The organism is Pedobacter nanyangensis, from assembly GCF_003313505.1.
In the GTDB taxonomy this organism is placed as follows: Bacteria; Bacteroidota; Bacteroidia; order Sphingobacteriales; family Sphingobacteriaceae; genus Pedobacter; species Pedobacter nanyangensis.
In genome coordinates this window covers 27335-42857 of record NZ_QMHO01000004.1, presented here as the reverse complement: position 1 = coordinate 42857, position 15523 = coordinate 27335, and the positions used below count along the sequence as shown (strand labels likewise).

At 43.8% G+C, this 15523-nt stretch carries 6 protein-coding genes and 1 pseudogene; 5 read left to right on the top strand and 2 right to left on the bottom strand.

Annotated elements, in window-relative coordinates:
• Positions 1-1563 (bottom strand): annotated as a pseudogene (locus tag DUT71_RS08805) (SprB repeat-containing protein); the annotation flags it as partial.
• A gap of 277 nt (positions 1564-1840) precedes the next feature.
• On the opposite strand from DUT71_RS08805, the gene DUT71_RS08800 reads away from it, so the two are divergent.
• Positions 1841-2476 (top strand): competence protein CoiA family protein, encoded by a 636-nt coding sequence (locus DUT71_RS08800; RefSeq protein ID WP_113662409.1) that lies wholly within the window; start codon positions 1841-1843, stop codon positions 2474-2476.
• Positions 2477-2648: 172 nt separating this feature from the next.
• On the opposite strand, the gene DUT71_RS08795 is transcribed toward DUT71_RS08800, so the two are convergent.
• Entirely contained in the window at positions 2649-5300 is a 2652-nt protein-coding gene (locus DUT71_RS08795) for a zinc-dependent metalloprotease (RefSeq protein ID WP_113662176.1), read from the bottom strand.
• A gap of 542 nt (positions 5301-5842) precedes the next feature.
• On the opposite strand from DUT71_RS08795, the gene DUT71_RS08790 reads away from it, so the two are divergent.
• Genes DUT71_RS08790 through DUT71_RS08775 form a run of 4 tightly spaced genes read left to right on the top strand, consistent with a single transcriptional unit; the run spans position 5843 to position 15460 of the window.
• On the top strand, positions 5843-8872 hold the full coding sequence (locus DUT71_RS08790; RefSeq protein ID WP_113662175.1) for a SusC/RagA family TonB-linked outer membrane protein: 3030 nt from the start codon (positions 5843-5845) through the stop codon (positions 8870-8872).
• Between the two features lie 11 nt (positions 8873-8883).
• Positions 8884-10575 carry a RagB/SusD family nutrient uptake outer membrane protein gene (locus DUT71_RS08785; protein WP_240186887.1) on the top strand — a complete coding sequence of 564 codons (1692 nt, stop codon included), beginning with the start codon at positions 8884-8886 and terminating at the stop codon, positions 10573-10575.
• A gap of 15 nt (positions 10576-10590) precedes the next feature.
• Positions 10591-13650 (top strand): SusC/RagA family TonB-linked outer membrane protein, encoded by a 3060-nt coding sequence (locus tag DUT71_RS08780; RefSeq protein ID WP_113662174.1) that lies wholly within the window; start codon positions 10591-10593, stop codon positions 13648-13650.
• A 4-nt stretch (positions 13651-13654) separates the two neighbouring features.
• On the top strand, positions 13655-15460 hold the full coding sequence (locus tag DUT71_RS08775) for a RagB/SusD family nutrient uptake outer membrane protein (RefSeq protein WP_113662173.1): 1806 nt from the start codon (positions 13655-13657) through the stop codon (positions 15458-15460).
• The last annotated feature ends 63 nt before the right edge of the window (positions 15461-15523 follow it).

Below are 15523 nucleotides of genomic sequence, written 5' to 3'. Positions count from 1 at the left end.
CGGCTGTCCAACGGTCACCGATCTGGTGATCTGGCAGCCGTTAAAATCGGTTACGGTTACGGTGTAGGTGCCTGAGGCCAGTCCTGTAGCTGTAGCATTGCTGCCACCGGACGGGGCCCAGGAGTAGGAGTATGGGGTTGTTCCTCCAGTTGGGGATACGGTAGCCGTACCATTGTTGCCGCCATTGCAGGAAACATCGGTTTTGCCCCCGCCGGTTGTTAGATTCAGTGCCGAAGTTGGTTGTGTGATGGTGATGGTTTTAGTGATTTGGCAGATGGCGTCACTGATGGTTACCGTATAGGTTCCAGCGGCCAGCCCAGTGGCTTTAGCAGCAGTGCCTCCTGAAGGTGCCCAGGAATAAGTAACGCTACCTATGGCACCTGTTGGCGCCGTTACTTCCGCAGATCCTGTTGAAGCACCATGGCACAGTACGTCATTCTTAACTATAGAGCTCGCCATGTTCGAGATGTTCAATGTGGCATTATTCGAATTGGTAAAGCAGGTACTTACGCCGTTTATCGCTTTCAAACGGTACTGGTAACCATTCATGGATGCCGTAGCACCCGTAATATTTAAGGTAGTGGTAGTGGCGTTGGTGTAAATACCATCATTGGTGATGTCTGTAAACCCCGATCCCGTATTGACCTGCCATTGGTAGGCGGTAGCTCCTGTAGCACTGGCAGTAAAGGAGGTATTGCTGTTTACACATATTGATCTGTTTGGAGGATTGCTAGTAATTACAGGGGATGTACAGGCCACGGTTACCGAAAACGAACATACCGTACTGGTAGCGAAATCGGTAGTGTTGTCAAATACCCAATTATCAGGATTGTTAATGAGGGCCAATAGCGCTGCTTTAGTTCCACTTGTAGTTTTGGTGCAATTGTACCGCATATTTTTTTGCTCTTTAGAAACCCAGGCCCCGCCACCAGCTTGAGGGAACATCCCTACGGCATCTAAACCGTTGGTAAGCCCGGTAGGAAGCACTGATGCTTGGCCACCTTGGGTAGAAATGGCCCAGTTGGAGGCACTTACCCAGCCAGTAGTTTCATTGGAAAGTTTTGTTCCACTGGGGGTTTGTACAGCACCGCCGTCATCGGTATTGATGGCGGCGATAAAACTGGGCGCCGCTGGTTTTACCCCGGTAGTGCTTTGGTAGGCAATGATCTGATCACCTCCTGATATGGAGAAGTTTGGGCTAGTGGTTGCCTGTAAGGCCATAGTGCCCCCGCCACCGGTAACGGTGAAGGTGTTGGCACTGGTTTCGTCGCAATGTACTACGGTTCCGGGACTTAGCCCTCCTGCCGGAGCGGTGTATAGGAAATGAGCTTCAGCATCAATCCATCCCGCATTTCCCCAACTATTGTCGGTGAAATAAATTTGGGTCCCAGCGGGAATGGCTACCAGCGCCACGAAAGAAAAACCATCGATGGTTGACTCATTAAGCCTCACAAAGGCAATATCGCCCTTGGCTAAGGTTTGTGCCCTGGCTTGCCCAACTAAAAGCAGGGTAGCTGTAAGCACTACGAGCAACATTTTTAGGGTAAAGTAGCATTGTTTCATGAAGAGTAATTTGGATGAATAAAAAGTGATTTGAATAGTTGATAGCATGGCGATAGCCCAGCCGTAGCTTTTCCGAGAAAAACATCGTTTTTTCGGATAGGACCAAGAAAAATGGTTTGTTGAGGCATGGCGCATTAATTTATACGCTCTGCAAAGGGTATGGCTGGGCCATGGGTTTGATAGCGAGCGTTTCCTGCCCAAGTTACAAATGTATATCTGTATACTAAAACTTATTAGAATATTTTTTAATCTGTCTCCCGGATGATTAGCTTTGTGCATGGCGAAATCAATTGTGGAAAAAGATGCACTGGCAGCAGGAAATTTGAGCGTTTTTGGAGAAAGCGTTTGGCATCGCCAGTGGAAAGAGGCTTTTCCCATTTCATTCCGTGAAAAAACTTTTTATAGTGAGGAACAGGGTTGCCACCATCGGGCTGATGTGCATACGCCCTGCGGAACCACCATCGAATTTCAACACTCGCCAATCTCATTGCAGGAGCTGCGCAGTAGGGAAAACTTTTATCCCAATTTGGTTTGGGTGGTTAACGGCAAGAAATTTAAGGGTTTTAAGATCCTCAAACACCTGCCTGATGTAGATGACCCCAAATTGGCCGACTATGAATTTTCGCACACGGCCAACCTTACCCTGTTCCGCAAAACAGAACTGCATAGCCCCAAGCCCCGTTTGTTATCGTTGTCACATCCTGAACTCTTTGGCCTGAAACTTACCTCGCACTACTTTTCGTTTACCTGGAAACATCCACACAAGGTTTGGTACCAAGCGCAATGCCCCATGATCTTCGATCTTGGAGGTTACTTTCTATACCAACTGAAACAACGGCCACAACTTTCGGGAGCTTATGCCTACCTGCAAATGATCCCCCGAAAAGATTTCATCAAGTCGTTGGTAAGGTAGGAGTTGGTTGGTTAGTTCAATTGTTCTTCGTTGAGGAACAAGGAGAAAAAACTAACCAATGAACAACGAACCAAAGGCCTGGCCAGTGTTTTTAAACAATCAAAAAATAGCCATCCAAAAAAAACTCCCCGCAGGTTTGCCTACGAGGAGTTTTTAAATTTGAGCAATGCTATTATTTGCTTACTGCAGTGGCTTTATCAATCAGGAATGATAATGAAGCCCTATGCGCCTTGGTTTGTTCATCGGTGCTTGTTGCCGTAGCCAACTGACCTTTGATTTTTTGCAAGGTAGATAGTGCGGCGGCTTTGCTGGCATTGTCGTAGCCTCCTGGAGCCGCAACAATGGCTGCATTGGCTTTTACGTACTCGGTTTGCAGGTTCTGACGGTATAAATTCACGTTGCCTTTGAGGTCAGCCGCAAAAATGTAGTCGGTCAAATCGTTCAATACATTGGCCACAGCATAAGTGTTGCCGTATAAACCACTGTTGTTTATCCTGGTTAAGGTACTAGGATGCAGCAATTGGGCCAAAGTACCTAACTGTAGCGATAAGAATGTGCTTTGTGGTTTGATATCTTCGTTATTGCCAAAGAAACCAAATCCCCTACGTTGAATTTGTAGGTAAGGGAACAATGCCTTATCTGCATCGAAGGCATTAGGCGCAAACACGTAAGTGTTTAACAAAGCCAGGGCTTTCTTTTGGTAGGCCTCTGGTACCGGGGTAAAAGGTGCCGTGTTGGTTTCTTGTCCCACAAAGCTGCGGTCAACATATACCCCGCCAATATAGCGGCTCAAAGCGGCGGCCATGCTGTTACGTTGGCCGTTCAACTGTTGATATTTGCTGCGCAGGTTCTGGTAGCTTTCGCCAGGTTTGGCAAATCTCTCCTTTAATTTAGGGATCATGCTGTTGATCAATTTGAAACGATCTTCGCCATAGGTAACCATGTCGTTGGTGTGGTCGTTCACGTTCACTCTTGGGTCGATCCCGCTGCCTGGGCTGCGCATATCGTCTGCATCGTTACCAAAAGCAAGTTGAGGATCTGTGCTTCGGCTCAGGATCTTGTTCAGGCCAGCTTCTTCGTCCTTTTCATCAAAAGGTGTGTAGCCATATTCGATTGCCCATAAATCATAAGGGCCTGCCTTGGTGGTGTAGTAATCACCTTGTTTGCTGCGATCGTTGCTTACGTTAATGGCCGGATAATCCATTACCGAGCCCTGTAAGCCAATTTTACGGGTTAGGGCCTTGTCGTTCATTTGTGCTGGGCTCAACATTTGGCTAGCCTTCATGTTATGGTTTAAACCCAAGGTATGGCCCATTTCATGCATAATCAGGTAGTACAGAAATTGTTTGTGCATTTCCTTAACGGTTGCTGCCCTGGCCGCTTCAGATACATTGGCATCTAAAACCTCAATGGCCGCTAAACCAGTTTGGTATTGCATGCTCAGCTCTTGCGCCAACGAGCAAAAAGCCATGTGGTTTTTACCATTGTGGCTGTGTGCGCCCTGTTGGGTTAGCGCCAAGGCCTCTACGGGGTTTTCCCAAGGCAGGTTCATGGCCATTGAAGGGCCGCCATTGTACAGGTCATCCTGTACGGCAGTACCAGCGCCCGATTTCCATTCCACTGTGATATCAGCACCTAAAATTTGACCGGTTAAAGGATTAAAAAAGCTTGGTCCAATGGCACCGTACGACGGATAGGGCGAAGATACCCAACGGATAACGTTGTATGAAATATCAGAAGGATCCCAAGTGGCATCATCTGGCATTTGTTTCATTACCACGGCATTTTTAAAGCCAGCTTTTTCAAAAGCTTCGTTCCATTTCTCGCCAGCTTCCTTAATAATAGAACGGTATTCTAAAGGAGTGGTATTTTCGATCCAAAACACAATTGGTTCCACCGGTTCGCTTAGCTTGGCGTTGGGATTTTTCTTTTTCAAATGCCAACGGCTAATGAAGTCTTTGTATGGGCTGGGGCTTACGGAAGTTAAATTATCTATCTCGGCACCAAAATAACCTACCCTTGGATCGTCCCTGCGAGGTCTGAAATCATTTTGGGGAACCTCTAAGAAAGAGTGTTGCATTTTAACGCGTACATATCTTGCATCGGTAATATCCTTGCCGCCGCCGTTTAATGGCATCGGGTTGTCATAAGCTAAGTCTACCACTATGTCGGTATTGCCATTAAAAGATTTTACGGCTTGATATTTTGATTTTGCGACGTTTAAACTGCCTAAATTAAACATGGCTCCCGGAGGTAATCCCGGAGGGGTTGTTGGTTTAACCGGATCAAGTTTATCACTTAAAAACAGGCCATCTACAGAAATCAGGTAGCCGTCATTGTCCTTAGCCGAAAATTTGTCGGCAAAGAAAACCGCATCAGATACGTCAACGTTAGCCGCTTTACTTACGGGGTTTGCCGGGTCATAGTAAAAGGCAGTGTTTTTCTCCAAAAACTCAATCTTATCATCAACCTGTTTAATACTGAACAGCTTGGTGTTTCTGATCATGTTCTGGTTGAGGAACAATCTGGTGGGGCCACCCATCGAAAAACTCTGATAGATGTAATCTTTGTTCAGCTGATCTTTCCTTACATACAGTTGCAGGCTACCGGTTACGGTGTCTTTGTAAAGCGTAAATAAACCATCGATTTTTTTGCTCGATTTGGTTTTGTCGGCAACGGTGGGTTTTGGAGGAGTTGGTGGGGTTGTTGGCGCAGTGGCCTTTTTAGTGGTGTCGGCTGGTTTGTCGGCCTTTTTTGTTTCCTGAGCGTTAGCGGTAAGCACAAATAGCGCCGCCGCAGGAATTAACCATAAATGTTTCTTCATTTTTAAAGTTAGCTAATGGTGATTGATTCGCGTGGCTAGAATCTAATAATGATTCTACTCCTTTTTGATTTGCCAAGATAATTAATTAGTCCCAATAAATAAATACCGATCGCCAAACCAACGATGTGATCGATGAACGAATGTTTTAGAGGTATAGGGAGCAAGGAACAGAAGATCCTTCGCAGGCTCAGGATGACAAAATGTGTGGGGATGGCAAAAACCACTGATGGGCGGTGCACTAAGCAGCCAACTAATAAACCAGCCCACATAAACCAATTCAGCGCAAACGTTTCCGCATTTTTATTCAAAACATTTTCATTGTGTTTTAAACGTATCAGAGGTTTTAAAAAGGTTTGCGATATGTCGCAAATAATCAGCCAATTGTCTTTTGATATGGATGAGACTTAAGCGTATCAAAATTTTTGCAAACAGTTAATTATCAGTATTTTGTGTGTTTTTTGGTGTTGCGAAAATGCTTTTTGCCCGCCTATATTTACGATGTCAAATTTTTGGCGACAACTAATAACAACCAAATTAACTGTATGAGTAAAATTCTACTAAAAAGGATTTTGCAGAAAATTTCAATTACACTACTGTGGTGTTTTTTTCTGCAACTAAATGCTTCAGCTGGAAATGGAATTTCTGTTAACACTTTTTTGAAGCGCTTTGTATATGCCGATGAAGTGACGGGAAGAGTGACCGAACTTTCTGGCAAACCACTCCTAGATGTAGTTGTGCAAATTAAAGGTAGGCCTAACGCTTTGGTATTAACAGATGCAGACGGCAAATTTAGCTTAAAGGCCGATCCAGGAGATGTACTGATTTTTAAAGTAAGTGGGTTTAAACCACAGGAAGTGGCCTTTAATGGCCAAAAGCAAATTAATATCACCCTGTTGGAAGATGATAGCCCTTCGGACACGTTTAATGTGCTGTACACCACGCAGAGGAAAGCAACCAATCTTGAATCGGTATCAGAAATTAGGACCAACGATTTAACCAAAACCATTTCTTCGCCTATATATGGCACGTTAACGGGCCGTTTGGCAGGTTTAAGCACCTATCAAAGCAGTGGCGAACCAGGTAATGATGGGCTGAGCTTAAGCTTGAGAGGTTTAGCACCGTTGGTTATTTTAGATGGTATTCCGCAAACCTTTACCTCCATTAATCCAGAGCAAATAGAATCGGTAACGGTGTTGAAAGATGCCTTGGCCACCGCCATGATGGGCATTAGAGCTTCGAACGGCTTGGTTTTGATCACTACCAAAAAAGGACAGGAAGGCCCTCAACGTATTGGTTTTAAAGCCATGTACGGCTTTTCCAGACCAACGCAATTACCCAAAACACTAGATGCTTACAACTATGCATTGTTGTATAACGAAGCTTTAACCAATGACGGTAGACCAGCGGTTTATACCCAAGCAGATTTGGATGCCTATAGAGATGGTAGCGATCCATTTTACCATCCAAACGTAAACTGGCAAAACGAAATATTAAGGAAAGAAACCCCTTACAGTCGTTACAATGTTGATATTTCTGGGGGTAAACAAACCGCCAAATACTATGTAAGTCTTGATTATTTAGATCAACAAGGACTGTTTAAAGAGTCTGATGCAAACGCTAACAGCACCAATTCCAGTTACAAACGTTATGTATTCCGTTCAAATGTTTCCTTGGATTTAAGCAAGTACATCACCACAAGTTTGAACTTGTTTGGACGTTTGCAAACCGGTAACGAGCCAGGTGTTTCCACCAATACGTTGTACAGCAACATCATCAATACCCCAGCAAACGCTTATCCCATTTTTAATGCCAACGGAAGCTTGGGCGCTAGCCAAGACTTTCAGCAAAACAATATCTACGGACAAAACTACATGTCGGGCTACCAGGTGGGCTACACCCGTGATTTTAGGGTTGATCTAGCCGTAAAAGCAGACCTGCAAAAAATAACGCCCGGCCTTTGGTTTAGAGCCTTAAGTGCTATAAACACTTACTTGGACCAAACCACCATGAGGAGCAAGGCCTTGGTGGCATTTTTACAAAGTAAAGATGGTGCTGGAAATCCTGTTTATACACAGTACGGTACCCCAGCAGATCAAACCAACTCTTTGCAAACCAATACGCAAAACCGCGTTTTTTACTTGCAAGGCGAATTTGGTTACAACAAAAACATAGGGGCGCACAGCTTTGGAGCTTTATTGATCGCCAATAACGATTACCGCATGGGCGGAGCCAATTTGGCCTATAACATTAGAGGCTTTAGCGGAAGGTTGGCCTACAACTATAAAGAGAAATATTTGGTTCAGCTAGCCGCTGCCTATAACGGTACTTCAGAGCGTTATGCCAAAGGTTACGGTTATGGCCTGTTTCCGGCATTAGGCTTGGGATGGAACCTTAAAAAAGAAAGCTTTTTAGAAGACAAGGCCAAATGGTTGAACGATTTGAAATTGAGAACCTCTTTTGGCCGTACCGGAAACTTTAACCCCAACAACTATTACACCTATAACCAATATTATACTGGTGGAACTGGCTATAACTTTGGTACCAATACAGGTGGCACCGTGTCGGGGATAGAGCAGGATGCTTTAGCCAATCCACACTTAACTTTTGAGAAAGCGAACAAGTTTAATGTAGGTTTTGATGCTGCTCTGTTCAACAACAAATTAACCTTAACTGCAGAATATTTCAACAACAAGTATTTTGATTTGCTCCAGTTAATCGGTAACAATACCCAAATTACCGGTGCTACTTATACCGTACGTAACTTGGGCAAACGCAACTATTCAGGTTTTGAATTTCAATTAAACTATCGCAACAACATTGGAGATTTTAATTACTTCCTCTCTCCAAACTTCTCCACAGTAAGAACCAGAACAGTTTTTGCTGATGAACCCGCACGTCAATTTGCCTATCAGCAATTTACGGGTTTGCCAGTAGGACAAGCTTTTGGCTTAGTGGCCAGCGGATTGTACCAAACACAGGCAGAGATTAATGCTAGTGCAAAACCTGCCAACTTGGTGATTGTACCTGGCGATATCAGATATGTAGATCAAAATGGCGATAACATCATCGACGAGAATGACTACGTAGCCATTGGCAGAACAGCACCAACCTTAAATTTCGGTTTAAACTTGGGCGGTAGTTACAAAGGATTTGATTTTTCGGCTTTGCTACAAGGCGTAGCCAACAATGATATTTTCTTAACAGGAAACTCTTATTGGGCTTTTCAAGGCGCTAGGGGACAAGCTTATGAACACAACTTAGATAGATGGACACCAGCCACTGCGGCTACTGCGACCTATCCACGGGTAAGTGTGGGAACCAACGTAAACAACCAATACACTTCTAATTATTGGTTGCGTAACGGCGATTTCTTGCGATTGAAGAGTGTAGAGTTGGGTTATACTTTCCCTATCAACTGGGTTAAAAAAGTGAAAGCTTCTAATGCGAGGTTATTTGTAAATGGTACCAATCTTTTCACCATTACCGGATTGAAAAACCAAGACCCAGAAAACTACCTCAACGCATATCCTATCCAAAAAATGCTTGTGGCAGGCGTTAGTGTTAAATTTTAAGAACGAAGAATATGAAGAAATTATTGATAGCAGTAATGACTGCACTTTCTTTGGCAGGCTGTACTAAAATTGAAGACGGACCCCTGGAAAGAATTACCGAAAACTATGTATTTGATCCAACCGATAAGAACGGATTTTATGCAGAACAATTTTTAAATAACATTTACTCCATTTTACCTAATGGATATAACCGAGTAGGGGGCGATTTACTGGATGCCGCAACAGACGATGCCAAGCCATCGAGGAATGCGGTAAGCATCGAAAGGTTCACCACTTCCTCATTAAGTGCCTTAAGCAATCCCGATGATGCTTGGAGTAAAAACTACGAAGGAATCCGTAAGGCCAATATCTTTTTAAAGAACATTGATATTGTACCTGTACCTGCCAAAATTCCTTTTTGGAAAGCCGAAACCCGTTTCTTAAGAGCCATGTTTTACTTTGAACTGGTAAAAAGATATGGAGGTGTGCCCCTGGTGGGCGATGAAGTTTTGGACGCCGAGAAGCCAAAGAACTTCACCAGAAACAGTTTCGAAGAATGTATCAACTATATCGTGGCCGAATGTGATGCCATTAAAGGTGCCGTAAGGCCCGATCCTTTGGCCCCTGGCGATTACGGTAGAATTTCTAATGGAGTAGTGCTGGCACTGAAAGCTAGAACCTTGTTATATGCGGCTAGCCCACTTTACAACGGTGGTAACATTGGCGGTACAGCAGACCAGAAGAAATACCAAGGCTATGCCAATTTCGATGCCGAACGCTGGAATTTGGCCGCACAGGCAGCCAATGATTTAATCGCGACTGGAAAATTCAAAATTGATGGGGTAACCTTTAACAACGTGTTCATCGTGAGAAAAAATGATGAAGTGATTTTAGGTTACCTACGCAATAACAGTTCAGATTTAGAAACCAACAATGGCCCGGTAGGCTATGCTTTGGCCAGCGCTCAGGGCCGAACCAGCCCAACCCAGGATTTGGTAGAGGCATTTCCGGGCTTAAACGGTAGAGACATTACTGACCCAGTTTCTGGTTTTGTGGCTACCAATCCTTATGCCAACCGTGATCCTCGTTTAGCCAGTACGGTGCTGTACAATGGCGTAAACTGGCTAAGCCGCCCCTTACAAACTTATGAAGGTGGTTTAGATAAGCCCAACAATAACACTACGCAAACCAAAACGGGCTATTACCTGCGCAAGCATTTGGGCAATTTTGCTACGGCAACCTTATACAGTGCACAACCACATAACTTCCCGATTTTCCGCTATGCCGAAGTTATGTTGAACTATGCCGAAGCCAGAAACGAGTATTTGGCTGCGCCAGATGCCAGCGTATATAAAGTATTGCAGGATATCAGAAAAAGGGCAGGCATTACCGCAGGTACTACCGCCGGCTATTTGTACGGCCTAAAATCATCGGGTATGACCAAAGACGAAATGCGTATGGCTATCCGTAACGAACGCCGCATAGAAATGGCCTTTGAAGAACAGCGTTTTTGGGACCTGAGAAGATGGAAAACCGCCGAAATCGAGTTGAACAAAAATTTAAATGGGATGATTATCACTAGGAATGCCACTACTGGCGCATTGACTTACCAAAAGTCGGTAGTAGGCAAAATCAGCTTTGCTAATCCTAGAATGTATTTCTATCCGATACCATACGCTGAAATCATAAAAAACACAAACCTGGTACAAAATACCGGCTGGTAATTAATCCATTTGAAAATGAAAAGATATTTATTAACGATATATTTATTGTTGCTCTGCGGCATTTCTTGGGCGCAACAACAAACGGTTACAGGAACGGTTAGCGATAAATCTGAAACACTTATTGGGGTGTCGGTTATCGAAAAGGACCAACCTGCCAACGGTACACAAACCGATCAAAATGGTAAGTTTAAGCTTACCTTAAAGGGAAGTAGTAAAACCATCATCTTTAAGTACATTGGTTACCTATCCAAAGAAGTGGTAGTGGGCAACCAAGCCAATGTAAACGTTACTTTGGAAGTAGACGCCAAAGGTTTGGAAGAAGTTATTGTGGTGGCTTATGGTACACAGAAAAAAATTACCAATACAGGGTCTACCAGCGCCATTTCGGGCGATGACATTAGGCAAACCCCGGCGGCCAGTTTACAAAATACCCTGATTGGCCGTGTACCGGGCATCACAACGCAACAACGTTCTGGCCAGCCCGGCAGCGATGGTGCCGTATTGTTGATCCGTGGCTTGAGTACCACCAACGGTAACGGTGCACCCCTGATTATTGTGGATGATTTGGAGTATTTTGGCAACATTGCCGAAATAGATCCCGACCAGATCGAAACCTTTACCATTTTGAAAGATGCGGCTACTACAGCGGTTTACGGGATCAAAGGGGCCAACGGGGTGGTGGTAATTACCACCAAACGAGGCAAAAGCGGCAAGGCGCAAATTACATTCCGTACCGAAAACAGTATCCAAACCCCAACTTACATGCCCGAGTATTTGGATTCGTATCGAGCTGCTTTGTTGGTCAATCAAGCATTGGTTAATGATGAGCAAGCACCTCGCTATTCGCAAGCCGATTTAGATCACTTTAAGAACGGCACCGATCCTTATGGCCACCCCAATGTAAACTGGACCGAGGAGCTATTGAGAAAGTATAGCATTCAGTCCCGTAACAACATCAACATACAAGGTGGGGTAGACAAGGCGAAATACTATGTTTCTGCGGGATATTTGTTCCAAAATGGTTTGATCAAAGACTTTTCTAAACTGTCTGGAATGAATAACAACTACTATTACAAACGTTATAATTTCAGGTCAAATTTGGATTTACAGCCCACCAAAACCCTCAACCTGAGTTTAGATTTATCGGGTACTTTTGCCGAAAGAAACAGCCCAACCAACGGTGGTAGAAATAACCGTAACAACATTTTCTTTGAGCTGAGCGATGCCAACCAGTTGCCACCGTATGCTTATGCTATTTACAATCCAGATGGTTCATTTGGCGTAAACAGCAATATCTTAAACAATAACGTGGTAGGTCGTTTAACCTATTATGGCTACAATCGTCAGTTTACTAATGATATTACCGCCAACTTTAGGGCCAGTCAGAATTTAAACTTCATCACCAAAGGATTATCTGCCAAAGGAGTAGTAGGTTTTAACGGCCAATATGGTTTCAATAGAAACATGAATAGGGGAACAGGTAATGACTTCCCATCGTACTATTATAACCCAACCAATGATACCTACACCATTTCTAACCCAAATTTTTATCGTATTGGCCTGCCTAATTTGAGTTATTCGGCAACGGATAGCTACAAACGGTTAAATTGGCAAGCATCTATTAACTACGATCGTACTTTCTCTAGTCACCACGTGTATGCCTTGGCTTTGTACAATACACAAAACAACGTCACCAATGCGAACGAGCCAAGTGGTTTTAGAGGTTATACGTTTAGGGCTGGATATGACTACAAACAAAAGTATTTGATTGAGTTAAATGCAGGTTACAACGGTTCAAGTGCTTTCATCTCTGACAAAAGATATGCATGGTTCCCTGCCATCTCCTTAGGTTGGAACGTAGCAGAAGAATCCTTCTTTAAAAACAATATCAAATTCATCGATTTATTTAAGATCAGAGGTTCATTTGGTAAAACAGGTAGTGATGATATTGGGAACTTTGCTTACACCTATTTGCCTACCTACGTGAACGGAGGTTCTTATTCCATCGGCGAAAACCATAACGCGATTACAGGCATTAGAGAAGGCTTGCTGGCACAAAACCCCACTTGGGAAACAGAAGAACAAGCCAATATTGGGGTTGATATCAACCTATTTAAAGGTAAGCTGAAAATTGTAGCCGATTGGTTTGACCGTTACCGCTACAATATTTTAACTCGTAGATCTTTATCAACCATTGCTGGTATTACAGATTCTCAGTTGCCACCATCCAACATCAATAGGGTAAGTAACAGGGGTTTCGAAACGCAGATTACCTACTTGGGCAATATCGATAAGTTCAGTTTTAACATCAGCGGTAACATCTCGGTATCTAAAAACAAAATCTTGTTTATGGATGAAGCCAAGCCACCTTATGATTACCAACGCCTCACCGGAAAACCAATGGGTAGCATTTTAGGCTATAATTTCTTAGGTTTTTATACACAGGAAGAGATTAATAATCCTGCGGTGCCAAAGCCTACCACTGGAACCACTAGGGCGGGAGATTTGAAATACGCCGATTTAAATGGCGATGGTGTAGTGAATGTAGATGATAGAATGGTGTTGGCGCTGCCTAACCTACCTAATACCATTATGGGTTTAACCCTTGGTTTAAATTATGGAAACTTTGCTTTCACCATTACCGCTCAAAGCGCCTTAAACTTTGCCAGAAGATCGGCCGCAGAAGCCATCAGGCCTGGTTTAAATAACTTCAGGGAGATCCACGAACAAGCTTGGACGCCACAAAACAGCGTTAACCCTAGTTTCCCTCGCTTAAGCTTAGCAGGTTCTAACTTAAATGATCCAGCAGCACATCCGTCTAATTACTGGTTTAGAAGCAGCGATTATCTAAGGATCAAAACTGCTGAATTTTCTTACTCATTACCTAGAACTTTTGTGAATAAAATAGGCTTGCAAGTGGCTAGGATATATGTAAATGGCTACAACTTGGTAACCTGGGGGCTGAAAGAAAAGAACATCTACAATACCGATCCAGAAAATACTTCTGGTAATGATGGTGCTGGCTTTTACCCTCAAACCAAAGTTTACAATTTAGGATTACAAATTTCATTTTAAGGACATGAAAAGAAAGATATACAGCAGCTTATTTATAATCGTGGCCGTTGCCTTGATTTATTCATGCAAAAAGACCGATATTTTAGATGGAAAGCTCAATACCGAGCTGAATGAAGAAACCACCTTTGCAGATAGTGCCAGAACCAGTAATTACTTGTTTGGGGTGTATTCTGATATATTCTTCGAGTTTAGTTCAAGATACTATAATTCAGGAAACGGTAGCGGTATCACTGCAGGTACTGCCGAAGCCTGCGACGAAGGTAACCACCGTTTATTTGGGGCTACCCAGCCTTTTGTGATCATTTACACCGGAAGTTTGGCACCCGTAGTATCAAGTGGATCCAACCAAAACCCTTACGCCGTAGCCTACGATAAATCGTATGCGAACATTCGTAGGGCCAACATCTTTTTGGCCAATGTTGATCGTTCGCCCATATCTGCTGCGTTGAAAAAACAAACCAAAGCCGAAGCCAGATTTTTAAGGGCATGGTATTATTCCATCTTGATTAAACATTTTGGAGGCGTACCGCTGTTGGGAGATAAGGTTTACCAACCAGCCGATTTGATTGATGTGGCCAGAAGCTCTTACGAAGAGTGTGTAAACTATATTGTGAGCGAACTGGATGCCATTACGCCCGACTTACCTGCCAACTATAATGCCCAAAACTATGGTCGTATTACCAGCGTGGCTTGTAAGGCTTTAAAATCCAGGGTTTTGCTTTTTGCCGCAAGTCCATTGTTTAATGGCGGAAACATTGGCAAAACCGATGCCCAGAAAAAAGTGGTAGGCTATGCCGCCTTTGATGCCACGCGTTGGACAAAAGCAGCTACAGCGGCCAAAGAAGCCTTGGATTTCGCTACGGCTAACGGCTATGCGCTGTATGAAGACAACTCCATACCAGGCCTAGGTTTCGGAAAAGTTTTTACCATGCGTGTAAATACCGAGTTTCTGTTAAATGGGATGGCTGCAGGTTCCAAAACCTTAGAAGGTGCTTTGTTGCCGGTTTCGAGAGGGGTAACTACGCCACAGGCTATGCCCTCCCAAAATTTGGTAGATGCTTTTGGAACCATTAATGGCAAGCCAACCGAAACCGATTTAAAATCGCCAACCAACCCAACTGGTTTTGACCCGGCTAATCCATACGTAAACCGTGATCCACGTTTAAACTACACCGTAATTTACAACCAAATGCCGTGGTTTAACAATGCTACGGGCAATAAACAACCTGTAAATACCTACATTGGCGTGCAGGATGGCTGGTCGGTAGCGGGTTCGGCAGGTTTAACTTATGCTACAGGGTACTTCTGGAGAAAAATGATGGACGACGGGACTGCCAACAATGGCGGACCAACCTTGCAACGTACCTGGGGCTTAATTCGCTTGGCCGAAGTGATGCTGAACTATGCCGAGGCTGCGAACGAGGATAACAACATCACCGCTGCTTATGATCAATTGAAACTATTGAGGAAAAGAGCAGGTATTTTAGCTGGTACCGATGGCAATTACGGTTTAAAACCATCGATGACCAAAGACGAAATGCGTTTGGTAATCCAAAATGAGCGTATGGTTGAATTGGCTTACGAAGGACACCGTTTCTTTGATGTGCGCCGTTGGAAATTAGCCATGGAAAAGTTTAATTTTACCATGATGGGAATGCAGATTACCCGCACAGGAAATACCTACACCTATAACAAAGTACCAATTACCAACAACGCTAACCGAGTTTTTAAAGAAGCGAACTACTTTTTTCCTATTGCACAATCAGAAATCAGTAGAGTACCTGCTTTGATCCAAAACCCAGGCTATTAATCCATCAGGCGTTCCCTGGGCCCAAATACTTAGGGAACGCCTATATTTAATCCATTGAAAATG